The sequence below is a fragment of the Escherichia fergusonii ATCC 35469 genome (assembly GCF_000026225.1).
Lineage (GTDB): Bacteria > Pseudomonadota > Gammaproteobacteria > Enterobacterales > Enterobacteriaceae > Escherichia > Escherichia fergusonii.
Window position 1 is genome coordinate 3128611 of the sequence record NC_011740.1, and the last position, 22532, is coordinate 3151142.

The window sequence follows — 22532 nt, forward strand, 5'->3', positions numbered from 1 at the left end:
GACCTGATTTTCATACAAGATATTGAATTTACATAATTTTCAAGGCCAAAAAGCGTACTTTGTTACCAATCTTAGCGAATGTATTCCTTACTTAAAACGTTTCCCAGTTATCGCTGTTATCTGCCACGGCAGCTTTGCGGGGAGCCGCTGGTGCGGTAACGGTTTTCACCACTGCACTTTCACGTGCGCGTTGTTGCTCATGGTGGATGCGAAATACCGCTACGGCTTCGTTCAGGCGGCTGGCTTGTTCTTCCAGCGCGGCGGCGGCGGCGGCAGATTCTTCCACCAGCGCGGCGTTCTGCTGAGTTACGCGATCCATCTCAGCAACAGCCAGCCCTACCTGATCAATACCACGACTCTGCTCATCAGAGGCCGAGGCAATTTCACCCATGATATCGGTCACACGGGTCACGGCATTGACGATCTCAGCCATTGTTTCCCCGGCACTTTCAACCAGAGTCGATCCCGTATCTACCCGGCTAACGGAATCTTCAATCAGGCTTTTAATTTCCCGCGCCGCCTGAGCACTACGGCTTGCAAGGGTGCGAACTTCTCCGGCAACGACGGCAAATCCACGGCCTTGCTCACCGGCACGCGCCGCTTCAACTGCCGCATTCAGCGCCAGGATATTGGTCTGGAAAGCAATACCGTCAATTACGCTGATAATATCGGCGATTTTCTGCGAACTGGTGGAGATATCACGCATGGTTTGTACCACGTTATCCACCACTTTCCCGCCACGTTGTGCTGTTTCTGAAGCACTCAACGCCAGATGACTGGCCTGACGCGCGTTTTCAGCGTTCTGTTTAACCGTCGCGGTCAGTTGTTCCATGCTGGCTGCGGTTTCTTCCAGCGAAGCGGCCTGCTGCTCAGTACGAGAAGAGAGATCATTGTTGCCCATGGCAATCTCACTTGCCCCGCTGTAAATGGCATCTGCCCCGTTGCGCACATCACCGACGGTACGCACCAGTTCGCTCTGCATATGACGCAGGCTATCTGCCAGTTGCCCCACTTCATTATCGCCATCCACATCGATGGGTTTTACCAGATCCCCCCCGGCAATATGGCGAATGCTGTCCACCAGGCGGTTCATCGGCTCAACCAGTGAGTGTTTAATACCAAACCAGACGGCAACAATAACAGCCAGAACAGCAATCAAAATTCCCGCCAGCAGCAACATTGCATGGCTGTAAGAGCTGTCATTATCCTCTACGGCAATGTCATACAGGCGATCGTTTTGCTGCATCCATTCGATATACTGTTTTTCGAAACCGTTCTGATAGCTCTGAGTCGGCTGATCAAAAAATTCGTTAATCTTGCCCGCCCCCAGCAGCTGAATCAGTTCCGCCAGCGCATTGTGGTAGATATCGTAATTTCGTTTAATTTCAATAGCTGCCGTTTCGCTCTGACGGGGATCGAGCGGCAGAGCTTCGTATTCGGCCCAGTTTTTTTCCGCCTGCTTTAAAGAAATGCTCGCCAACTGCATCAGTTCAGTCACCGTAGCACCGCTACCAATATTGTTCTGATCCATCATGTAGCGAATGCCCGCCCGGTTAAGGGTATTTCGCGTTTGCAGCAGTGCGACCCAGCTGCCATTCAACGTTGACTGTTGCTGGCGAATCGTCTGCAAAACGGTAAAGTTCTCTTTGTCGTTCTTAAGTGCACTAAAGAACAGACCACCCGATGTCAGTTGTAAAAGGCCAAAAATGGCAAGTACCAACAGTAAGCTGGTGACAATTTTGATACGTTTTAACATATTTTCTCGTTCCACTAGACAGATACTCTGGTTGTCGGCCTGAGACGAAAAAACTTTATGTTTTGGCACGTTCAAAAGGCGGATTTTATCGCTGTCAGCCTGCGTTTTTAGCGATGTCACACTCTGTCGCGGCTGTTTATGGTACAAAGTACCAATTGTCTTCGAATCAGTGATACTCCCATGGCTTATAGCATCGATATCATCTCCTGTATTACCGAACGGTTTATGGCGTTAACCGCCACTGAAAAGCGTATCGCACAATTTATTCTTGATGATGTCCCCGCCGCGGTGGAACTGCCCATTGCTGAGCTGGCACGGTTAACGCAAACCAGTCAGGCGTCGGTGACGCGTTTTGCCCGTGCTCTGGGGTGTAAAGATGTCCGCGAGCTGAAAGTCAAACTGGCGCAGTCACTGGCTATCGGGCAGCGATTTATTCTCGATGTACCGGATCTTGACGGTGTTCAGGGGATCTACGAATCAATTATCAGCGTGCTGGAAACGCATCGTCGTTCGCTGGATATGAACGCCATCAGCCAGGCTGTAAGCTGGTTAAGTCAGGCGCGGCAAATTCTTGCATTGGGAACTGGCGGCGGTTCCACCATCTGTTCACAGGAGATTCAGTACCGTTTATTCCGTCTGGGGCTACCTGTGGTTAGTCAGAATGATGCCCTGATGATGAGAATGATGTGCTCGGCAGTGATGCCGCAGGATGTGGTGATTGTGCTGTCGCTGGGCGGTTATACACCGGAAATCATCGAAAGTGCGGCAATCGCCCGTCAGTATGGCGCGCGTGTTATTGCCATTACGCCAGCACAAACACCGCTGGCGGAACAGGTGGATCTGGTATTGCCGTTACTGGTTCAGGAAAGTGATTACATCTTTAAGCCCACCCCTTCCCGCTACGCGATGTTAGCCATGGTCGATGTACTGGCAACAGAACTGGCAATGGCAAATAAAGCGCAGGCGAAAGATCGCCTGCGGCGGATAAAACTGGTGTTAGACAGCCACCGTGGGGGCGCTAACCGCCAGCCACTTGGCGATTAGCATTGTCGGTTATGCTTCTTCAGGTTTGGTGATCACGACACTCTGGTTTTCACGCTCATTGGTGATAATAGCCAAAGCTTCTTCCCGGCTGACCTGACTTGCTGGCGTTACCAACGTCACCAGTACGCCAGCGACCAGGCTGCCCAGCACTGACGGAATACACGGGTTACCCCAGTAAGCCAGCCAGTCGGCATTCATCAGCACCACAATTGACATCACCATACCGCTCACTAACGCCGCCAGCGCGCCCTGCCAGTTAAAGCGTAGCCAGAAGCGACCGAGAATCGAGCAGATAAACAGCCCGGACATCAGCATCGAGATCATTTTGGTAATGTAGCTGATGATGTCATTAGAGGTCAGAGCGAAGACCAGCGCCAGGCCAATAACAAAGGTCAACATCCAGCGTGAGTAAGTAATAGCCTTGTTCTCCGGCGGCATTCTGCCGGTAATCATGGTGTAGACGTCGCGCATCATAATCGCCACTGCCGCAATGGCATCAGAACTGGCAGAAGACATGGTGGCAGAAAGCCCGGCAATCAGCACCACCAGCCCAAGAATGGCAGGTAAGAAGCTGGTCGCGAACAAGAAAGCGTAGTTGCTGTTTTCCAGATTTGGGTTCATGGTGAACGCCGCCATGCCGATAATGGCAGGCAGAATCGAGAAGAACAGATACAACACGCCAGTAATAACAAACGAACGGCGTACAGAGGGAACATCTTTGCCCGAGTAGATACGCTGGCGATAAGACGGTGTGGCCAGCACACCTACGCCAATAACCAGCGCCAGCGAAAGCGCAGGCAGCACGCCCATTTTATCAATCGCAAACAGGCTCATCGCTTTTGGGTCCATCGCCTGTTCAATCGCACTCCAGCCACCAACGTGAACAACGGCAAGAATAGCCATTAATATAAAGCCAAAGAACAAAATTAGGGCCTGAATGGTATCGGTCCACACTACCGCCGAATAACCGCCGATAATAACGTAAATCGCAAAGGCCAAAGCGATAATTAATTTTGCTACAGTAAGATCAATACCCGTCGCCCAGGCAAGATACATACTGCCACCTAATATATGCGCTCCCAGCCAGCCAATAGAGGCAATAAATATCATCAGGCCGACAATATTTTTAATTAAATGGCTGCCGCCAGTATAATAAGATATTTCTTCACTCATGGTCATAAAACGTAATTTACGTACCGGTGCAAACAGCCACGCCACCAGTAATATACCTACGGCCCCACCGACGCCATAAAGCATTCCGGCCCAGCCATTGCTGTAGCCAAAACCCACTGCGCCCATACTGGAACCCGTGCCAACCATCGTGGCAACGGTTGACCCCAGCGTCAGAAACAGCGGCAGTGAACGCCCGCCCAGCAGAAAATCTTCTCCGCTTTTCTGATTACGAGAAACAAACCAACCAAGCCAAATCATGGCGATGGCATAAATAATAAAGCCGACTAAAAAGATATGACTGTTCATAATTCACATCCTGCCAGTAGAGAGAGAATAATGTAAGAGTTCCCGGAGTGCTGAATGTATTCAGCACTCAATTGCGGTCTGTTTTTTTAATTCTTAAATTTATTAGCGGGTCGCGTTATAACAGGTCACATCGACTTCGACTTTACAATCGACAACCAGATCAGCCACACAACAAATACGTGCAGGCGGATTCTCGCCAAAAAATTCTCTGAATACTTTATTAAATGACTGGAAATAGCGGGCGTCGGTCAGGATCACTTTCACGTGAACCACATCCGCCAGGCTATAACCGGCTTCAGTCATGATGTCGACACAGTTTTGGATCGCCAGTCGTGACTGTTCAACGATTCCGCCTTCTACCACTTCACCGTTTTTCATGGGTGTTTGCCCGGAGACGTACAGCCAGCCGCCCGCCTCAACCGCCCTGGCAAAAGGCAAATGCTGCCCGCCAGTGCCTGTTCCACCTTCCGTACCGTAACGTTTAATGCTCATATTCACTCCTTAATGTGAGGTCTGCCGGCGCAGGAAGCGTCCCGCACGGCCTGTAATATGTTTATCGCGACCATAGCTCATAACGCCGTTCACCATCACCGCCTCAATGCCATCTGCCGGGCGTTTGGGATCAGAAAAGCTGGCAACATCACGAATGGTTTGTGGATCGAACAACACCAGGTCCGCAAAATAACCGACTTTCACCAGTCCACGCTGGGGCAGGCGAAAACGGCTGGCAGAAAGCCCGGTCATTTTGTGGATAGCCGTGGTCAGTGGGAATAAGCCTTCATCACGGCAATAGTGGCCCAGCACGCGAGGGAAGGCGCCCCATAAACGTGGATGCGGCATGGGATCATTGGGCAGGCCGTCAGAGCCAATCATACTGACCGGATAACTCAACACTCGGCGGACGTCGCGCTCGTCCATGTTGTAATAGATAGCCCCGGCAGGCATTAGCAGCTTCGCGGCCTCCAGCATACTCATCTGCCAGTCGATGGCGATTTGTGCCAGTGTTTTCCCGGCCTGCTGCGGATGTGTTTGTGACCAGGTGATCACAATATCGAATTCGTCGGTGACTTGTTTGAGATCCAGCGTTGATGAACTGGCTGAGTAAGGGTAGACATCGCAGCCAATTTCCTGGTGTTGACGCATTTGGTCAAAAAAAGCCAACGTTTCTTTTGTCCGCCCCCAGTTTTTCGCCCCGGCGCATTTATGGTGGGAAACCACGACAGGCACTTTGCCATGACGCCCAATACGAAACGCCTCATCCAGGGCATCGAGAATCGGTTCAAATTCAGAACGCAGATGGGTGGTATAAACGCCCTTCTCACCGGCTAATTCTTCCGCCAGCGCCATGACTTCTTCGGTAGTCGCCTGAAATGCTGTGGCATAGGCCAGCCCGGAACTTAACCCCAGCGCCCCCTGACTCAACGCCAGACGTAAGTCGGCGCGCATGGCGGCAATTTCATCCGCCGTCGCCGGGCGAAACAGGTCGTCCATATGGTTATTACGCAGCGCCGTATGACCAATCAGCGTGCCAACGTTCAGTGACGGCCTTGCTGCTTCCACTGCCTGGGCATAGCTTTCAACGGTAGGATAAATAAAGTGCTCTGCTTCCCCCAGCAGATTCATCGGGTCAGGAACTTCACCTTTCATTTTCGCCGACGCCGCACTGATCCCGCAGTTACCGACAATCACCGTGGTGATCCCCTGGCTGATTTTTGGCAGATATTCCGGGATGCGAATAACGTTGATATCGTCATGGGTATGAACGTCGATAAACCCTGGTGCCAGCACCCGCCCTTCCCCGTCAATGACCTGCTGCGCCGTAACGTTAAGCGCAGGGGCAATATCGACAATCCGATCACCTGTTATTGCCACGTCACCGCGAAATTCAGGGCCGCCACTACCGTCGATAACCGTCACATTTTTGATTAACCAGTCAACCTGCATGTTCGTCACTCCATTTCTGCAATGGTGACAAGTTAACCATTTACAAGGACGAAAAACAGTGGAAAACTACGCAAAACCCAGATGATTTTCTGATACTTTTATTCATAAATCATAAGATAAATAAACTAAATATTTATATTTCATTTAGTTACAAATGATACTCATATCCGATACGGTGAAAAACTTAAAAGGTGAATGTTATGAAATACCACTCTGAACCTCTGGTTCCCCATAAATCTGCCCTGATGCAAATGCCCGCAAATCTCCTTGCCGAAGATGTCTGTTTACCTGCCGCAATCATTAAAAAGCAGGCCCTGGAGAACAACATTACGTGGATGCAGCGTTATGCTGACGCGCGCGGCGTTTCGCTGGCACCGCACGGTAAAACCACCATGACGCCGTGGATTTTTCAGGCGCAGCAGGCGGCAGGCGCCTGGGCAATAGGTGTCGGTAGCGCATGGCAGGCTGATGCGGCAATGGCGAGCGGTATTCAGCGAGTGCTGATGGTTAACCAACTGGTCGGCAAGGCGAATATGCAGTTGATTGCCCAGTTGCAACAACATTACCCGACGGTCGATTTTATCTGCTGTATCGACAGCATTGAGAACGCCCGCGCTTTGTCTGCCTTTTTTGCCAGTCAGCAACAGACACTGAACGTGATGATTGAGCTGGGTGTTCCCGGCGGGCGCTGTGGTTGCCGCTCAACGGATGCCGCACTGGCACTGGCTAAACAGGCGGCCCAATTACCGGGGTTACGCCTGCGGGGGCTTGAGTTATATGAAGGCGTTTTACACGGTGACGATCCACAACCGCAGGTAGAAGCTCTGCTGCGGGATGCCGCACAACTGGCCTGTGATATGGCAAGTCTGGTTGATGGCGAGTTTATTCTCACCGGAGCAGGCACGGTCTGGTATGACGTGGTGTGCAATATCTGGCTGGCGGCAGAAAAGCCTGATAACTGCCGCATTGTTATTCGCCCAGGCTGCTACATCACTCACGACACCGGGATCTACGACGCGGCACAACAACAGTTGCTTGCCCGCGATCCTGTGGCCTGCGATCTGGCAGGCGATCTCACATCTGCGCTGGAACTGGTCGCCATGGTGCAATCGGTGCCGGAAGCTGATCGTGCGGTGGTAAATTTTGGTAAGCGTGATTGCGCCTTCGACGCCGGACTGCCGCAACCAGTCGCCCACTACCGCAACGGCAAATCACTGGCATTTGATCCACAGGCGATTCGCAGTACAGGTATTATGGATCAGCACTGCATGTTGCAACTGTCAGCTAATAGCGACGTGCAAGTGGGGGATATTCTGGTGTTTGGCACATCGCATCCGTGCCTGACCTTCGACAAATGGAAAGCGTTGTTATTGACTGATGACGACTACAACGTACTGGCAGAGCTGGATACATTGTTTTGATTTCTGCTCGCCATACTTCAAGTTGCATGTACTGCGACTCGAATTATTTAGAGGATCAATCCCGGAGAGATATCTCCGGGATACCGCTCTTACGCTTCCCCACACGTTTCATCACCGCCTTTTCCCAGGGTAATAAACTCCTCCAGCAACACGGTTAACTGCTGCATTTTCTCAGCGGTGAACTGCGCTTCAATTTGTCTATAAGCCTCTTCAACCTGCGCCTGCGCGTGGGAATAGAGCGTCTGCCCTTCCTGAGTTAATGAAACATATAGCTTGCGCTGATCATTAATCGGTTTTAAGCGTAGCACCAGGCCGTCGCGCTCCATCCGCGTCAGGATACCGGTCAGGCTTGGGCGCAAAATACAGGCGCGATAAGCCAGATCGTGAAAATCCATCGACTTTCCTTCCGCCAGAATACGCACGATGCGCCACTGCTGTTCAGTCAAATTGTGGCGCTTAACAATAGGACGAAAATAACTCATCGCCACTTCACGCGCCTGGAGCAACGCAATGGTTAAAGAATCGTGCATGGTACAACCCCAAGTTTCAGAAAATCATTAATAACGAAACAATTAGCAGGCCGTAGCCCACTCAGCAACCGGTTTCTCAGACCACTCAGTGTAGCAAACTTCCACTAATCTATTTAATTAATTGATTTTAAAGAATATTCACATTAGGCGTGTAAATTAAATGTTATCAGCATCACAATTCGTTCACTTTATTTTGCTTATTGCTTCACCAGATAATAAAACTATTCATTAACATATTAATGAAATCAGGATCGGCCAGAGATCTGAGGAGTGGTAATGAAAGGCACTATCTTCGCCGTAGCGTTGAACCATCGCAGCCAGCTTGATGCATGGCAGGAAGCGTTCCAGCAATCCCCCTACAAAGCCCCGCCTAAAACTGCAGTCTGGTTTATTAAACCGCGCAATACGGTGATTAGTAGCGGTGAGCCGATTCCCTTTCCGCAGGGTGAAAAGGTACTGAGCGGTGCGACAGTTGCGCTGATTGTGGGAAAAAAGGCGACGAAAGTACGCGAAGAAGATGCGGCAGAGTACATCGCCGGATACGCGCTGGCTAATGACGTCAGCCTGCCGGAAGAGAGCTTTTACCGCCCGGCAATCAAAGCAAAATGTCGTGATGGATTCTGCCCCATTGGCGAAACCGTGGCTCTCAGCAATGTCGATAATCTGACCATCTATACCGAGATCAACGGGCGTCCTGCCGATCACTGGAATACCGCCGATTTACAACGTAACGCCGCACAGTTGCTGAGCGCCCTCAGCGAATTTGCCACACTAAATCCTGGCGATGCCATTCTGCTCGGCACGCCACAGGCGCGCGTGGAAATACAGCCAGGCGATCGCGTTCGTGTTCTCGCAGAAGGTTTCCCGCCGCTGGAAAATCCGGTAGTGGACGAACATGAAGTGACCACGCACAAGAGCTTCCCAACGCAGCCACACCCGCACGGCACGCTGTTTGCCCTCGGCCTGAACTACGCCGACCACGCCAGCGAACTGGAATTTAAACCACCGGAAGAGCCGCTGGTGTTCCTGAAAGCGCCGAATACCCTCACTGGCGATAACCAGACCTCCGTGCGCCCGAACAATATTGAATACATGCACTACGAAGCGGAGCTGGTGGTGGTGATTGGCAAGCAGGCGCGTTACGTCAGCGAAGCCGATGCTATGGATTATGTCGCGGGCTACACCGTGTGTAACGACTACGCCATTCGCGACTATCTGGAAAACTACTACCGCCCTAACCTGCGGGTAAAAAGCCGCGACGGACTGACGCCGATGCTTTCAACCATCGTGCCGAAAGAGGCGATCCCGAACCCGCATAATCTGCCCCTTCGCACCTTCGTCAACGGCGAGTTACGCCAGCAAGGCACCACCGCCGATCTGATCTTCAGCGTGCCTTTCCTGATCGCCTATTTAAGCGAATTTATGACCCTGAATCCGGGCGACATGATCGCCACCGGCACACCAAAAGGCTTATCTGACGTGGTGCCTGGCGATGAAGTAGTGGTGGAAGTAGAAGGCGTGGGCCGCCTGGTGAACCGAATTGTGAGTGAGGATACAGCGAAATGAAAAAAGTAAATCATTGGATCAACGGCAAAAATGTTGCAGGTAACGACTACTTCCAGACTACTAATCCAGCAACGGGTGAAGTGCTGGCGGATGTGGCCTCTGGCGGTGAAGCGGAGATCAATCAGGCGGTAGCGGCAGCGAAAGAGGCGTTCCCGAAATGGGCCAATCTGCCGATGAAAGAGCGTGCGCGACTGATGCGCCGTCTGGGCGATCTGATCGACCAGAACGTGCCAGAGATCGCCGCGATGGAAACCGCTGACACGGGCCTGCCGATCCATCAGACCAAAAATGTGTTGATCCCACGCGCTTCTCACAACTTTGAATTTTTCGCGGAAGTCTGCCAGCAGATGAACGGCAAAACCTATCCGGTTGATGACAAGATGCTCAACTACACACTGGTGCAGCCGGTGGGCGTTTGTGCGCTGGTGTCACCGTGGAACGTGCCATTTATGACCGCCACCTGGAAGGTCGCGCCGTGTCTGGCGCTGGGCAATACCGCAGTGCTGAAAATGTCGGAACTCTCCCCGCTGACCGCTGACCGCCTGGGTGAGCTGGCGCTGGAAGCCGGTATTCCGGCGGGCGTGCTGAACGTGGTACAGGGCTACGGCGCAACCGCAGGCGATGCACTGGTCCGTCATCATGACGTACGTGCCGTGTCGTTCACCGGCGGTACGGCCACCGGGCGCAACATAATGAAAAACGCCGGGCTGAAAAAATACTCCATGGAACTGGGCGGTAAATCGCCGGTGCTGATTTTTGAAGATGCCGATATTGAGCGCGCGCTGGACGCCGCCCTGTTCACCATCTTCTCGATCAACGGCGAACGCTGCACCGCCGGTTCGCGCATCTTTATTCAGCAAAGCATCTACCCGGAATTTGTTAAACGCTTTGCCGAACGCGCCAACCGTCTGCGCGTGGGCGATCCAAACGATCCAAACACCCAGGTTGGGGCGCTTATCAGCCAACAGCACTGGGAAAAAGTCTCCGGCTATATCCGTCTCGGCATTGAAGAAGGCGCAACCCTGCTGGCGGGCGGCCCGGATAAACCGTCTGACCTGCCTGCACACCTGAAAGGCGGAAACTTCCTGCGCCCAACGGTGCTGGCAGACGTTGATAACCGTATGCGCGTCGCCCAGGAAGAAATTTTCGGGCCGGTCGCCTGCCTGCTGCCGTTTAAAGACGAAGCCGAAGGTCTTCGCCTGGCAAACGACGTGGAGTACGGCCTCGCGTCGTACATCTGGACACAGGATGTCAGCAAAGTGTTACGCCTGGCGCGTGGCATCGAAGCGGGTATGGTGTTCGTCAACACCCAGAACGTGCGCGACCTGCGCCAGCCGTTTGGCGGCGTAAAAGCCTCCGGCACCGGGCGTGAAGGCGGTGAGTACAGCTTCGAAGTGTTCGCGGAAATGAAGAACGTCTGCATTTCCATGGGCGACCATCCAATTCCGAAATGGGGAGTCTGATATGGGTAAGTTAGCGTTAGCCGCCAAGATCACGCACGTACCGTCGATGTATCTCTCTGAACTACCAGGGAAAAACCACGGCTGTCGCCAGGGCGCGATCGACGGGCATAAAGAGATCAGCAAGCGTTGCCGGGAAATGGGCGTCGATACCATTATCGTTTTCGATACCCACTGGCTGGTGAACAGTGCTTATCACATCAACTGTGCAGACCATTTTGAAGGCGTCTACACCAGTAACGAGCTGCCGCATTTTATCCGCGATATGACCTACAACTACGAGGGCAACCCGGAGTTAGGACAGCTAATTGCTGATGAAGCATTAAAACTCGGCGTGCGGGCAAAAGCGCACAACATTCCCAGTCTGAAACTGGAATACGGCACGCTGGTGCCAATGCGTTACATGAATGAAGACAAGCACTTCAAAGTGGTCTCCATCTCCGCATTCTGTACTGTCCATGATTTTGCCGACAGCCGCAAGCTGGGCGAAGCGATTCTGAAAGCGATCGAACAATACGACGGCACCGTGGCGGTCCTTGCCAGCGGTTCGTTATCGCACCGCTTTATTGACGATCAGCGTGCGGAAGAAGGGATGAACAGCTACACCCGCGAGTTCGACCGCCAGATGGACGAGCGCGTGGTTAAGCTGTGGCGCGAAGGCCAGTTCAAAGAGTTCTGCAATATGCTGCCGGAGTATGCCGACTACTGCTACGGCGAAGGCAATATGCACGACACGGTGATGCTGCTGGGGATGCTTGGCTGGGATAAATACGATGGCAAGGTGGAGTTTATTACCGAGCTGTTCCCAAGCTCTGGCACCGGTCAGGTTAACGCTGTTTTCCCGCTGCCCGCATAAGGAACCACCATGCCGCACTTTATCGTGGAATGTACCGAAAATATCCGTGAAGAAGCCCGCTTACCTGAGCTGTTTGCCAGTGTTAACACCGCACTGGCGGCGACGGGGATTTTTCCGCTTGGGGGAATACGTAGCCGGGCGCACTGGATCGATACCTGGCAAATGGCTGATGGCAAGCACGATTACGCCTTTGTGCATATGACGCTAAAAATCGGCAGCGGGCGCAGTCTGGAAAGCCGTCAGGAAGTGGGCGAAATGCTGTTTGATCTGATTAAAACGCACTTCGCCTCACTGATGGAGAGCCGTTACCTGGCGCTTTCATTTGAGCTTGCAGAGCTGCACCCAACGTTGAATTTCAAACAGAACAACGTACACGCGTTGTTTAAATAAATTTGCACCAGCTTCCAGGCCGGATGATAAGGCGCAGCCGCATCCGGCAATGCCACAGGATATCGCTATGTTCGATAAACACACCCACACCCTGATCGCCCAGCGTCTGGATCAGGCAGAAAAACAGCGCGAACAGATCCGCGCGATCTCCCTCGATTACCCGGAGATCACCATCGAAGACGCCTACGCAGTACAGCGCGAATGGGTCCGCCTGAAAATTGCCGAAGGCCGCACGCTGAAAGGCCACAAAATCGGCCTGACCTCGAAAGCGATGCAGGCCAGCTCGCAGATCAGCGAACCCGACTACGGTGCCCTGCTGGATGACATGTTCTTCCACGATGGCAGCGATATCCCGACCGATCGCTTTATCGTGCCGCGCATCGAAGTGGAGCTGGCTTTCGTGCTGGCAAAACCGCTGCGTGGGCCAAACTGCACGCTGTTCGACGTTTACAACGCCACGGACTATGTGATCCCGGCGTTGGAGTTGATCGACGCTCGCTGCCACAACATCGATCCAGAAACCCAGCGCCCGCGCAAAGTGTTCGACACTATTTCCGATAACGCCGCCAATGCCGGGGTGATCCTCGGCGGTCGTCCTATCAAACCTGACGAACTGGATCTGCGTTGGATCTCCGCCCTGATGTATCGCAATGGCGTGATTGAAGAAACCGGCGTCGCTGCTGGTGTGCTAAATCATCCGGCAAACGGCGTGGCCTGGCTGGCGAACAAACTCGCACCGTATGACGTACAACTGGAAGCCGGACAAATCATTCTCGGCGGCTCGTTCACCCGACCGGTTCCGGCGCGTAAAGGCGACACCTTTCACGTCGATTACGGCAACATGGGTTCCATTAGCTGCCGCTTTGTTTAAGGAGAGAACGATGGAAAACAGCTTTAAAGCGGCGCTGAAAGCAGGCCGACCACAGATCGGATTATGGCTGGGGCTGAGTAGTAGCTACAGTGCAGAGTTACTGGCCGGAGCAGGATTCGACTGGTTGTTGATAGACGGTGAACACGCGCCGAATAACGTGCAAACAGTGCTCACCCAGCTACAGGCGATTGCGCCCTACCCCAGCCAGCCGGTAGTACGTCCGTCGTGGAACGATCCGGTGCAAATCAAACAACTGCTGGACGTCGGCACACAAACCTTACTGGTGCCGATGGTACAAAACGCCGACGAAGCCCGTGAAGCGGTACGCGCCACCCGTTATCCCCCCGCCGGTATTCGTGGTGTGGGCAGTGCGCTGGCACGCGCCTCACGCTGGAATCGCATTCCTGATTACCTGCAAAAAGCCAATGATCAAATGTGCGTGCTGGTGCAGATCGAAACGCGTGAGGCAATGAAGAACCTACCGCAGATTCTGGACGTGGAAGGTGTCGACGGCGTGTTTATCGGCCCGGCGGATCTGAGCGCCGATATGGGTTATGCCGGTAATCCGCAGCACCCGGAAGTGCAGGCCGCGATTGAACAGGCGATCGTGCAGATCCGTGAAGCGGGCAAAGCGCCGGGGATCCTGATCGCCAATGAGCAACTGGCAAAACGCTATCTGGAACTGGGCGCGCTGTTTGTCGCCGTCGGCGTTGACACCACCCTGCTCGCCCGCGCCGCCGAAGCACTGGCAGCACGGTTTGGCGCGCAGGCCACGACCGTGAAGCCCGGCGTGTATTAATGCCGGATGCGCTGCGCTTATCCAGCCTACACGCGCACCAAACCGTAGGCCGGATAAGGCGTTTGTGCTGCATCTGCCATAAACCTTGTCGTACCCTACAAAAATCCCATTAGAGGAAGAAAAATGAGCGACACCTCACCTGCCATACCGGAAAGTATCGATCCGGCGAATCAGCATAAAGCGCTGACTGCCGGACAACAGGCGGTTATTAAGAAGTTGTTTCGCCGCCTAATCATCTTTCTGTTCGTGCTGTTTATCTTCTCGTTCCTTGATCGCATCAACATCGGCTTTGCCGGACTGACGATGGGGCGCGACCTCGGTCTGAGCGCCACCATGTTTGGCCTCGCCACCACCCTGTTCTACGCCGCTTACGTCATCTTCGGCATTCCCAGCAACATTATGCTGAGTATTGTCGGTGCGCGACGCTGGATCGCCACCATAATGGTGCTTTGGGGCATCGCCTCTACTGCCACCATGTTTGCCACTGGCCCCACCAGCTTATACGTACTGCGTATACTGGTTGGCATTACCGAAGCCGGTTTCCTGCCTGGCATTCTGCTGTATTTAACCTTCTGGTTTCCGGCCTACTTCCGCGCCCGTGCCAACGCCTTGTTTATGGTGGCAATGCCGGTAACGACAGCGTTGGGATCTATCGTTTCCGGCTACATTTTGTCGCTGGATGGCGTATTGGCACTAAAAGGCTGGCAGTGGCTGTTTTTGCTGGAAGGCTTCCCGTCGGTATTACTCGGCGTCATGGTGTGGTTCTGGCTTGATGACTCACCGGATAAAGCTAAGTGGCTGACGAAAGAAGACAAAAAATGCCTGCAAGAGATGATGGATAACGATCGTCTGACGCTGGTGCAGCCAGAGGGAGCCATCAGCCACCACGCCATGCAACAACGCAGCATGTGGCGGGAGATCTTCACTCCGGTGGTGATGATGTATACCCTGGCGTATTTCTGCCTGACCAACACACTTAGTGCGATCAGCATCTGGACACCGCAGATCCTGCAAAGCTTTAATCAGGGCAGCAGTAATATCACCATCGGTCTGCTGGCGGCCGTACCGCAGATTTGTACCATTCTCGGGATGATCTACTGGAGCCGTCACTCAGATCGCTGCCAGGAACGAAGGCACCACACCGCCCTTCCTTATTTGTTCGCGGCCGCAGGTTGGTTACTGGCTTCGGCAACTGATCACAATATGATCCAGATGCTGGGGATCATTATGGCTTCGACCGGATCATTCAGCGCAATGGCAATTTTCTGGACAACACCGGATCAGTCCATCAGCCTGCGGGCACGCGCGATCGGTATTGCGGTGATCAACGCTACTGGCAATATCGGTTCGGCTCTGAGTCCGTTTATGATCGGCTGGCTGAAAGATCTGACCGGCAGCTTTAACAGTGGATTGTGGTTTGTTGCCGCGCTGCTGGTGATTGGTGCGGGGATTATCTGGGCGATTCCAATGCAGTCCTCCCGTCCGCGAGCGACCCCATAAGGAACGACGATGTGCGATAGTCAGATTGCCAATATTGATATCAGCAAAGAGTATGATGAAAGCCTGGGCACGGACGATGTGCATTATCAGTCGTTCGCCCGCATGGCGGCCTTTTTTGGCCGCCATATGCTGCCACATCGTCACGAACAGTACTTTCAGATGCATTTCCTCAATAGCGGACAGATTGAGCTACAGCTTGACGATCATCGCTACTCGGTGGAAGCGCCCCTGTTTGTCCTGACGCCGCCGTCAGTACCTCATGCGTTTATTACGGAGTCTGACGCCGACGGTCATGTGTTGACGGTACGGGAAGATCTAATCTGGCCCCTGCTGGAAGTTCTTTATCCAGGCTCTCGGGAAACCTTCGGCCTGCCGGGGATTTGCCTGTCACTGGCAGATAAACCCGACGAACTGGCGGCGCTGGAACACTATTGGCAACTGATAGAGCGGGAATCGGTGGAACAACTGCCTGGACGGGAACACACCCTGACGCTACTGGCACAGGCAGTGTTCACCCTACTGCTGCGTAACGCAAAACTCGACGACCATGCCGCCAGCGGGATGCGCGGGGAATTAAAACTGTTCCAGCGTTTTCATATGCTGATTGAAAGCCATTTTCATCAGCACTGGACAGTTCCTGATTACGCTAACGAACTGCATATCACCGAATCACGACTCACGGACATCTGCCGTCGCTTTGCCAACCGTCCGCCAAAACGGTTGATTTTCGACAGACAGCTGCGAGAAGCCAAGCGGCTGCTGCTGTTTTCTGATAACGCCGTGAACAATATTGCCTGGCAACTCGGTTTTAAAGATCCGGCTTATTTTGCCCGCTTTTTTAATCGCTTAGTCGGTTGCTCGCCCAGTGCTTATCGCGCCAAAAAAGTACCTGTCACGTGAAAAACCCTTAGCCTTAATGGGAAACCAGGCACCACCTGCTATTCCCCTTTCTCCGCCTGGAGCAAGGGGATTGAGTAACGTCAAAAATCGCTAAAAGCGACCTCGATCACAAAACCGTACCCTACCTGAAAAGTACCAGCCATTGTCCCAAAAGTCTCTTCCCGTAATCGCCCCTGCAAGCTTCAATTGAATAACAAAAACAACACACAAAATTAACAATCGTATTCCGATTAATACTGTAGAGGTCGACATGAAACCAGAAGATTTCCGCGCCAGTACCCAACGTCCGTTCACCGGGGAAGAGTATCTAAAAAGCCTGCAGGATGGTCGCGAGATCTATATCTATGGCGAGCGAGTGAAAGACGTCACCACTCATCCGGCATTTCGTAATGCGGCAGCGTCTGTTGCCCAATTGTACGACGCGCTGCACAAACCGGAGATGCAGGACTCTCTGTGCTGGAACACCGACACCGGCAGCGGCGGCTATACCCATAAATTCTTCCGCGTGGCGAAAAGTGCCGACGACCTGCGCCAGCAACGCGACGCCATCGCTGAGTGGTCACGCCTGAGCTATGGCTGGATGGGCCGCACCCCAGACTACAAAGCCGCTTTCGGTTGCGCACTGGGCGCGAATCCGGGCTTTTACGGTCAGTTCGAGCAGAACGCCCGTAACTGGTACACACGTATCCAGGAAACTGGCCTCTACTTTAACCACGCGATTGTTAACCCACCGATCGATCGTCATTTGCCGACCGATAAAGTGAAAGACGTTTACATCAAGCTGGAAAAAGAGACTGACGCCGGGATTATCGTCAGCGGTGCGAAAGTGGTTGCCACCAACTCGGCGCTGACTCACTACAACATGATTGGCTTCGGCTCAGCACAAGTGATGGGTGAAAACCCGGACTTCGCACTGATGTTCGTTGCACCAATGGATGCCGATGGTGTGAAATTAATCTCCCGCGCCTCTTATGAGATGGTCGCGGGCGCTACCGGCTCGCCGTACGACTACCCGCTCTCCAGTCGCTTCGATGAGAACGATGCGATTCTGGTGATGGATAACGTGCTGATCCCATGGGAAAACGTGCTGATCTACCGCGATTTTGATCGCTGTCGTCGCTGGACGATGGAAGGCGGTTTCGCCCGTATGTATCCGCTGCAAGCCTGTGTGCGCCTGGCAGTGAAACTCGACTTCATCACGGCACTGCTGAAAAAATCACTCGAATGTACCGGCACCCTGGAGTTCCGGGGCGTGCAGGCCGATCTCGGTGAAGTGGTGGCGTGGCGCAACACCTTCTGGGCATTGAGTGACTCGATGTGTTCAGAAGCGACGCCGTGGGTCAACGGGGCTTATTTACCGGATCATGCCGCACTGCAAACCTATCGCGTACTGGCACCAATGGCCTACGCGAAGATCAAAAACATTATCGAACGCAACGTTACCAGTGGCCTGATCTATCTCCCTTCCAGTGCCCGTGACCTGAACAATCCGCAGATCGACCAGTATCTGGCGAAGTATGTGCGCGGTTCGAACGGTATGGATCACGTCCAGCGCATCAAGATCCTCAAACTGATGTGGGACGCCATTGGCAGCGAGTTTGGTGGTCGTCACGAACTGTATGAAATCAACTACTCCGGTAGCCAGGATGAGATTCGCCTGCAGTGTCTGCGCCAGGCACAAAGCTCCGGCAATATGGACAAGATGATGGCGATGGTTGATCGCTGCCTGTCGGAATACGACCAGAACGGCTGGACTGTGCCGCACCTGCACAACAACGACGATATCAACATGCTGGATAAGCTGCTGAAATAACGCAGCGGGAGGTTAAGATGCAATTAGATGAACAACGCCTGCGCTTTCGTGACGCGATGGCCAGCCTGTCGGCAGCGGTAAATATTATCACCACCGAGGGCGACGCCGGACAATGCGGGATTACGGCAACGGCCGTCTGCTCGGTCACGGATACACCACCGTCGCTGATGGTGTGCATTAACGCCAACAGTGCGATGAACCCGGTGTTTCAGGGCAACGGCAAGTTGTGCGTCAACGTCCTCAACCATGAGCAGGAACTGATGGCCCGTCACTTCGCGGGCATGACGGGCATGGCGATGGAAGAGCGTTTTAGCCTCTCATGCTGGCAAAAAGGTCCGCTGGCGCAGCCGGTGCTGAAAGGTTCGCTGGCCAGTCTTGAAGGTGAGATCCGCGATGTGCAGGCGATTGGCACACATCTGGTGTATCTGGTGGAGATTAAAAACATCATCCTCAGTGCAGAAGGCCACGGACTTATCTACTTCAAACGCCGTTTCCATCCGGTGATGCTGGAAATGGAAGCTGCGATTTAAGCTCCAGCCCCTTCACGTATTCGTCGAAGGGGCATTTTTATTGTGATCTCAATCACATATCCACCCGACGAATAATTCTTGCCCAACCGCTTACCGCCATTCCTGACCGCTTACGTCCCTAAAATAACCACTCAGTTATTTACCTTACTTTACGCGCGCGTAACTCTGGCAACATCACTGCAGGATAGCGGTCAATTTACCTCCTCAAACGCAACGCAAACCTAGAACGGCTTCGGCCAACTATTAATCAATACATGCCAGGTTTTACTATGGATACTAAAAAGATATTCAAGCACATACCCTGGGTGATTCTTGGAATCATCGGTGCATTCTGCCTCGCGGTAGTTGCATTACGTCGGGGGGAGCACGTCAGCGCCCTGTGGATCGTGGTCGCCTCTGTGTCGGTGTATCTGGTGGCTTATCGCTACTACAGTTTGTACATCGCCCAGAAGGTGATGAAACTCGACCCCACGCGCGCGACGCCTGCGGTTATTAACAATGACGGTCTGAACTATGTTCCGACCAACCGTTACGTGTTGTTTGGTCACCACTTCGCCGCTATCGCCGGTGCGGGTCCGCTGGTTGGTCCGGTTCTCGCCGCGCAGATGGGCTACCTGCCTGGTACGCTGTGGCTGCTGGCGGGGGTAGTGCTGGCCGGTGCGGTACAGGACTTTATGGTGCTGTTTATCTCCTCTCGCCGTAACGGCGCATCTCTCGGTGAGATGATCAAAGAAGAGATGGGGCCAGTACCGGGGACTATCGCGCTGTTTGGCTGTTTCTTAATCATGATCATCATCCTCGCCGTTCTGGCGCTGATTGTGGTTAAAGCTTTGGCCGAAAGTCCGTGGGGTGTCTTCACCGTTTGCTCAACCGTACCAATTGCGCTGTTTATGGGTATCTACATGCGCTTTATCCGTCCGGGGCGTGTAGGTGAAGTCTCTGTTATTGGTATCGTGCTGCTGGTTGCCTCTATCTACTTCGGTGGCGTGATTGCTCACGACCCGTACTGGGGTCCGGCACTGACCTTTAAAGACACCACCATTACCTTCGCGCTGATTGGCTATGCGTTTGTTTCCGCACTGCTGCCGGTGTGGCTGATCCTCGCACCGCGCGACTATCTGGCAACCTTCCTGAAAATCGGTGTTATCGTCGGCCTGGCGCTGGGTATCGTGGTGCTGAACCCGGAACTGAAAATGCCTGCGATGACCCAGTACATTGACGGTACTGGCCCGTTGTGGAAAGGCGCTCTGTTCCCGTTCCTGTTCATCACCATCGCCTGTGGTGCGGTATCTGGCTTCCACGCGCTGATCTCTTCCGGTACAACGCCGAAATTGCTGGCTAATGAAACCGACGCGCGTTTCATTGGCTACGGCGCAATGCTGATGGAGTCCTTCGTGGCGATTATGGCGCTGGTTGCTGCGTCCATCATCGAACCGGGTCTTTACTTCGCGATGAATACCCCGCCTGCGGGCCTTGGCATCACCATGCCTAACCTGCATGAAATGGGTGGCGAGAACGCGCCGATCATCATGGCGCAGCTGAAAGACGTTACCGCACACGCGGCAGCGACTGTCAGCTCCTGGGGCTTCGTGATTTCGCCAGAGCAGATCCTGCAAACCGCGAAAGACATTGGTGAGCCTTCTGTCCTGAACCGTGCAGGTGGTGCGCCGACGCTGGCGGTAGGTATCGCTCACGTGTTCCACAAAGTGCTGCCGATGGCTGACATGGGCTTCTGGTATCACTTCGGTATTCTGTTCGAAGCCCTGTTCATCCTGACCGCGCTGGATGCGGGTACCCGTTCTGGCCGCTTTATGCTGCAAGACCTGCTGGGTAACTTCATCCCGTTCCTGAAAAAAACCGATTCTCTGGTTGCCGGTATCATCGGTACTGCGGGCTGTGTGGGTCTGTGGGGCTACCTGCTGTATCAGGGCGTGGTCGATCCGCTGGGCGGCGTTAAGAGCCTGTGGCCGCTGTTCGGTATCTCCAACCAGATGCTGGCAGCCGTAGCGCTGGTACTGGGCACCGTTGTGCTGATTAAGATGAAGCGCACCCAATACATCTGGGTAACTGTTGTTCCGGCTGTATGGCTGCTTATCTGCACCACCTGGGCGCTGGGCCTGAAACTGTTCAGCACCAACCCGCAGATGGAAGGCTTCTTCTACATGGCAAGCCAGTACAAAGAGAAGATTGCTAACGGTACTGACCTGACGGCGCAGCAGATTGCCAACATGAACCACATCGTTGTGAACAACTACACTAACGCGGGTCTGAGTATTCTGTTCCTGATTGTGGTGTACAGCATCATCTTCTACGGTTTCAAAACCTGGCTGAAGGTGCGTAACAGCGACAAACGTACTGACAAAGAAACTCCGTACGTTCCAATCCCGGAAGGCGGCGTGAAGATCTCTTCGCACCACTAACCGTGTTTAGCCCCGCTTCGGCGGGGCTTTGTTCTTATCAGAGTGAACTATGTTTGGTAACTTAGGACAGGCAAAAAAATATCTCGGCCAGGCGGCGAAGATGTTGATTGGCATTCCAGACTACGACAATTACGTCGAGCATATGAAGACCAACCATCCCGACAAGCCGTACATGAGCTATGAAGAATTCTTCCGCGAACGCCAGAACGCACGCTACGGCGGCGATGGTAAAGGCGGTATGCGCTGTTGTTAATGGAGAGAGCATGAACCCGATTGCAGTTACCCTACTCACCGGTTTTTTAGGCGCAGGCAAAACCACCCTGCTGCGCCATATTCTTAATGAACAGCACGGCTACAAAATTGCCGTGATTGAAAACGAATTCGGCGAAGTCTCCGTTGATGATCAACTGATTGGCGACCGCGCCACGCAGATCAAAACGCTGACCAACGGCTGCATCTGTTGTTCACGCTCCAACGAGCTGGAGGACGCGCTACTCGACCTGCTGGACAATCTCGACAAGGGCAATATTCAGTTCGACCGTCTGGTCATTGAATGCACAGGCATGGCCGATCCCGGCCCGATTATTCAGACCTTTTTCTCCCATGAGATTTTATGCCAGCGTTACCTGCTGGACGGCGTGATTGCTCTGGTGGATGCGGTACATGCCGATGAGCAGATGAACCAGTTCACCATCGCCCAGTCACAGGTTGGCTACGCCGACCGCATTCTGCTGACCAAAACCGACGTCGCAGGCGAAGCAGAAAAACTGCGTGAACGCCTGGCACGCATCAACGCCCGCGCACCGGTCTACACCGTCACCCACGGCGACATCGATCTGGGCCTGCTGTTCAACACCAACGGTTTTATGCTGGAAGAAAACGTTGTCAGCACCAAACCACGTTTCCACTTTATCGCGGATAAACAAAACGATATTTCGTCGATTGTGGTGGAACTGGATTACCCGGTAGATATCAGCGAAGTTTCCCGCGTGATGGAAAACCTGCTGCTGGAGTCGGCGGATAAACTGCTGCGTTACAAAGGGATGCTATGGATTGACGGCGAACCAAATCGCCTGCTGTTCCAGGGCGTCCAGCGCCTCTACAGCGCCGACTGGGACAGGCCGTGGGGCGATGAAAAACCGCATAGCACAATGGTGTTTATCGGGATTCAGCTGCCGGAGGAAGAGATTCGGGCTGCGTTTGCGGGGTTGAGGAAGTAATTTTAGATGATGGCCGCCATGTGGCGGCCTGAA

The 22532-nt window shown here is 53.4% G+C and carries 20 protein-coding genes; 15 read left to right on the forward strand and 5 right to left on the reverse strand.

The genetic code is table 11. The features are described from left to right. Positions 1 to 91 precede the first annotated feature (91 nt). A complete protein-coding gene (gene tsr, locus EFER_RS15400) occupies positions 92 to 1756 on the reverse strand; it encodes a methyl-accepting chemotaxis protein (protein WP_000919500.1) in 1665 nt (554 codons plus the stop codon). 180 nt (positions 1757 to 1936) lie between these two features. Between tsr and EFER_RS15405 the strand changes: the two genes are divergently transcribed. Continuing rightward, positions 1937 to 2800: a MurR/RpiR family transcriptional regulator gene (locus EFER_RS15405; RefSeq protein ID WP_000331730.1), complete on the forward strand. Its 864-nt coding sequence runs from the start codon at positions 1937 to 1939 to the stop codon at positions 2798 to 2800. A gap of 9 nt (positions 2801 to 2809) precedes the next feature. Here the strand turns inward: EFER_RS15405 and EFER_RS15410 are convergent, their stop codons facing one another. The 3 genes from EFER_RS15410 to EFER_RS15420 form a co-directional block, all read right to left on the reverse strand. Beyond that, the gene (locus EFER_RS15410; protein WP_001084237.1) at positions 2810 to 4279 is read right to left on the reverse strand and encodes a sodium:solute symporter family protein; all 1470 of its coding nucleotides are present in this window, start codon (positions 4277 to 4279) and stop codon (positions 2810 to 2812) included. A gap of 102 nt (positions 4280 to 4381) precedes the next feature. Continuing rightward, the gene (locus tag EFER_RS15415) at positions 4382 to 4771 is read right to left on the reverse strand and encodes a RidA family protein (protein WP_000023754.1); all 390 of its coding nucleotides are present in this window, start codon (positions 4769 to 4771) and stop codon (positions 4382 to 4384) included. Positions 4772 to 4780: 9 nt separating this feature from the next. Then, positions 4781 to 6223: an N-acyl-D-amino-acid deacylase family protein gene (locus EFER_RS15420; protein ID WP_001195671.1), complete on the reverse strand. Its 1443-nt coding sequence runs from the start codon at positions 6221 to 6223 to the stop codon at positions 4781 to 4783. 200 nt (positions 6224 to 6423) lie between these two features. On the opposite strand from EFER_RS15420, the gene EFER_RS15425 reads away from it, so the two are divergent. Continuing rightward, positions 6424 to 7644, forward strand: coding sequence for an amino acid deaminase (locus tag EFER_RS15425; RefSeq protein ID WP_000873753.1), 1221 nt, complete (start codon positions 6424 to 6426; stop codon positions 7642 to 7644). 89 nt (positions 7645 to 7733) lie between these two features. Here EFER_RS15425 and hpaR read toward each other — a convergent pair whose 3' ends face one another. After that, positions 7734 to 8174, reverse strand: coding sequence for a homoprotocatechuate degradation operon regulator HpaR (hpaR, locus tag EFER_RS15430; RefSeq protein WP_000543926.1), 441 nt, complete (start codon positions 8172 to 8174; stop codon positions 7734 to 7736). Positions 8175 to 8450: 276 nt separating this feature from the next. Between hpaR and hpaG the strand changes: the two genes are divergently transcribed. The 13 genes from hpaG (at position 8451) to yjiA (ending at position 22499) form a co-directional block, all read left to right on the forward strand. After that, a complete protein-coding gene (gene hpaG, locus EFER_RS15435; protein ID WP_000679107.1) occupies positions 8451 to 9740 on the forward strand; it encodes a 4-hydroxyphenylacetate degradation bifunctional isomerase/decarboxylase in 1290 nt (429 codons plus the stop codon). Continuing rightward, positions 9737 to 11203 carry a 5-carboxymethyl-2-hydroxymuconate semialdehyde dehydrogenase gene (gene hpaE, locus EFER_RS15440; protein WP_000757512.1) on the forward strand — a complete coding sequence of 489 codons (1467 nt, stop codon included), beginning with the start codon at positions 9737 to 9739 and terminating at the stop codon, positions 11201 to 11203. The genes hpaG and hpaE overlap by 4 nt, the downstream gene beginning before the upstream one ends. A gap of 1 nt (position 11204) precedes the next feature. Continuing rightward, positions 11205 to 12056, forward strand: coding sequence for a 3,4-dihydroxyphenylacetate 2,3-dioxygenase (gene hpaD, locus EFER_RS15445; RefSeq protein WP_000516990.1), 852 nt, complete (start codon positions 11205 to 11207; stop codon positions 12054 to 12056). A 9-nt stretch (positions 12057 to 12065) separates the two neighbouring features. Beyond that, entirely contained in the window at positions 12066 to 12446 is a 381-nt protein-coding gene (locus EFER_RS15450) for a 5-carboxymethyl-2-hydroxymuconate Delta-isomerase (RefSeq protein ID WP_001119869.1), read from the forward strand. Positions 12447 to 12513: 67 nt separating this feature from the next. Beyond that, complete coding sequence (gene hpaH, locus EFER_RS15455; protein WP_000459750.1) at positions 12514 to 13317, forward strand: 2-oxo-hept-4-ene-1,7-dioate hydratase; 804 nt, start codon at positions 12514 to 12516, stop codon at positions 13315 to 13317. A 10-nt stretch (positions 13318 to 13327) separates the two neighbouring features. Next, positions 13328 to 14116 (forward strand): 4-hydroxy-2-oxoheptanedioate aldolase, encoded by a 789-nt coding sequence (hpaI, locus tag EFER_RS15460; protein WP_000431705.1) that lies wholly within the window; start codon positions 13328 to 13330, stop codon positions 14114 to 14116. Positions 14117 to 14239: 123 nt separating this feature from the next. Continuing rightward, on the forward strand, positions 14240 to 15616 hold the full coding sequence (gene hpaX, locus EFER_RS15465; RefSeq protein WP_001285750.1) for a 4-hydroxyphenylacetate permease: 1377 nt from the start codon (positions 14240 to 14242) through the stop codon (positions 15614 to 15616). A 9-nt stretch (positions 15617 to 15625) separates the two neighbouring features. After that, positions 15626 to 16516 (forward strand): 4-hydroxyphenylacetate catabolism regulatory protein HpaA, encoded by an 891-nt coding sequence (gene hpaA / locus EFER_RS15470; protein ID WP_000332908.1) that lies wholly within the window; start codon positions 15626 to 15628, stop codon positions 16514 to 16516. Positions 16517 to 16766: 250 nt separating this feature from the next. Beyond that, positions 16767 to 18329: a 4-hydroxyphenylacetate 3-monooxygenase, oxygenase component gene (gene hpaB / locus EFER_RS15475; RefSeq protein WP_000801473.1), complete on the forward strand. Its 1563-nt coding sequence runs from the start codon at positions 16767 to 16769 to the stop codon at positions 18327 to 18329. 17 nt (positions 18330 to 18346) lie between these two features. Next, positions 18347 to 18859 (forward strand): 4-hydroxyphenylacetate 3-monooxygenase reductase subunit, encoded by a 513-nt coding sequence (locus EFER_RS15480; protein WP_001175455.1) that lies wholly within the window; start codon positions 18347 to 18349, stop codon positions 18857 to 18859. A gap of 269 nt (positions 18860 to 19128) precedes the next feature. Beyond that, positions 19129 to 21279: a pyruvate/proton symporter BtsT gene (gene btsT / locus EFER_RS15490; RefSeq protein WP_001314407.1), complete on the forward strand. Its 2151-nt coding sequence runs from the start codon at positions 19129 to 19131 to the stop codon at positions 21277 to 21279. Positions 21280 to 21328: 49 nt separating this feature from the next. Continuing rightward, positions 21329 to 21532 (forward strand): YbdD/YjiX family protein, encoded by a 204-nt coding sequence (locus tag EFER_RS15495; RefSeq protein WP_000467859.1) that lies wholly within the window; start codon positions 21329 to 21331, stop codon positions 21530 to 21532. A 10-nt stretch (positions 21533 to 21542) separates the two neighbouring features. After that, entirely contained in the window at positions 21543 to 22499 is a 957-nt protein-coding gene (gene yjiA, locus EFER_RS15500; RefSeq protein ID WP_001297640.1) for a GTPase, read from the forward strand. Positions 22500 to 22532: the final 33 nt, after the last annotated feature.

Excerpts from the sequence above, each read along its gene's own strand:
- tsr (WP_000919500.1), bottom strand. The coding sequence starts at position 1,756 with ATGTTAAAACGTATCAAAATTGTCACCAGCTTACTGTTGGTACTTGCC.
- EFER_RS15405 (WP_000331730.1), top strand. The coding sequence starts at position 1,937 with ATGGCTTATAGCATCGATATCATCTCCTGTATTACCGAACGGTTTATG.
- EFER_RS15410 (WP_001084237.1), bottom strand. The coding sequence starts at position 4,279 with ATGAACAGTCATATCTTTTTAGTCGGCTTTATTATTTATGCCATCGCC.
- EFER_RS15415 (WP_000023754.1), bottom strand. The coding sequence starts at position 4,771 with ATGAGCATTAAACGTTACGGTACGGAAGGTGGAACAGGCACTGGCGGG.
- EFER_RS15420 (WP_001195671.1), bottom strand. The coding sequence starts at position 6,223 with ATGCAGGTTGACTGGTTAATCAAAAATGTGACGGTTATCGACGGTAGT.
- EFER_RS15425 (WP_000873753.1), top strand. The coding sequence starts at position 6,424 with ATGAAATACCACTCTGAACCTCTGGTTCCCCATAAATCTGCCCTGATG.
- hpaR (WP_000543926.1), bottom strand. The coding sequence starts at position 8,174 with ATGCACGATTCTTTAACCATTGCGTTGCTCCAGGCGCGTGAAGTGGCG.
- hpaG (WP_000679107.1), top strand. The coding sequence starts at position 8,451 with ATGAAAGGCACTATCTTCGCCGTAGCGTTGAACCATCGCAGCCAGCTT.
- hpaE (WP_000757512.1), top strand. The coding sequence starts at position 9,737 with ATGAAAAAAGTAAATCATTGGATCAACGGCAAAAATGTTGCAGGTAAC.
- hpaD (WP_000516990.1), top strand. The coding sequence starts at position 11,205 with ATGGGTAAGTTAGCGTTAGCCGCCAAGATCACGCACGTACCGTCGATG.
- EFER_RS15450 (WP_001119869.1), top strand. The coding sequence starts at position 12,066 with ATGCCGCACTTTATCGTGGAATGTACCGAAAATATCCGTGAAGAAGCC.
- hpaH (WP_000459750.1), top strand. The coding sequence starts at position 12,514 with ATGTTCGATAAACACACCCACACCCTGATCGCCCAGCGTCTGGATCAG.
- hpaI (WP_000431705.1), top strand. The coding sequence starts at position 13,328 with ATGGAAAACAGCTTTAAAGCGGCGCTGAAAGCAGGCCGACCACAGATC.
- hpaX (WP_001285750.1), top strand. The coding sequence starts at position 14,240 with ATGAGCGACACCTCACCTGCCATACCGGAAAGTATCGATCCGGCGAAT.
- hpaA (WP_000332908.1), top strand. The coding sequence starts at position 15,626 with ATGTGCGATAGTCAGATTGCCAATATTGATATCAGCAAAGAGTATGAT.
- hpaB (WP_000801473.1), top strand. The coding sequence starts at position 16,767 with ATGAAACCAGAAGATTTCCGCGCCAGTACCCAACGTCCGTTCACCGGG.
- EFER_RS15480 (WP_001175455.1), top strand. The coding sequence starts at position 18,347 with ATGCAATTAGATGAACAACGCCTGCGCTTTCGTGACGCGATGGCCAGC.
- btsT (WP_001314407.1), top strand. The coding sequence starts at position 19,129 with ATGGATACTAAAAAGATATTCAAGCACATACCCTGGGTGATTCTTGGA.
- EFER_RS15495 (WP_000467859.1), top strand. The coding sequence starts at position 21,329 with ATGTTTGGTAACTTAGGACAGGCAAAAAAATATCTCGGCCAGGCGGCG.
- yjiA (WP_001297640.1), top strand. The coding sequence starts at position 21,543 with ATGAACCCGATTGCAGTTACCCTACTCACCGGTTTTTTAGGCGCAGGC.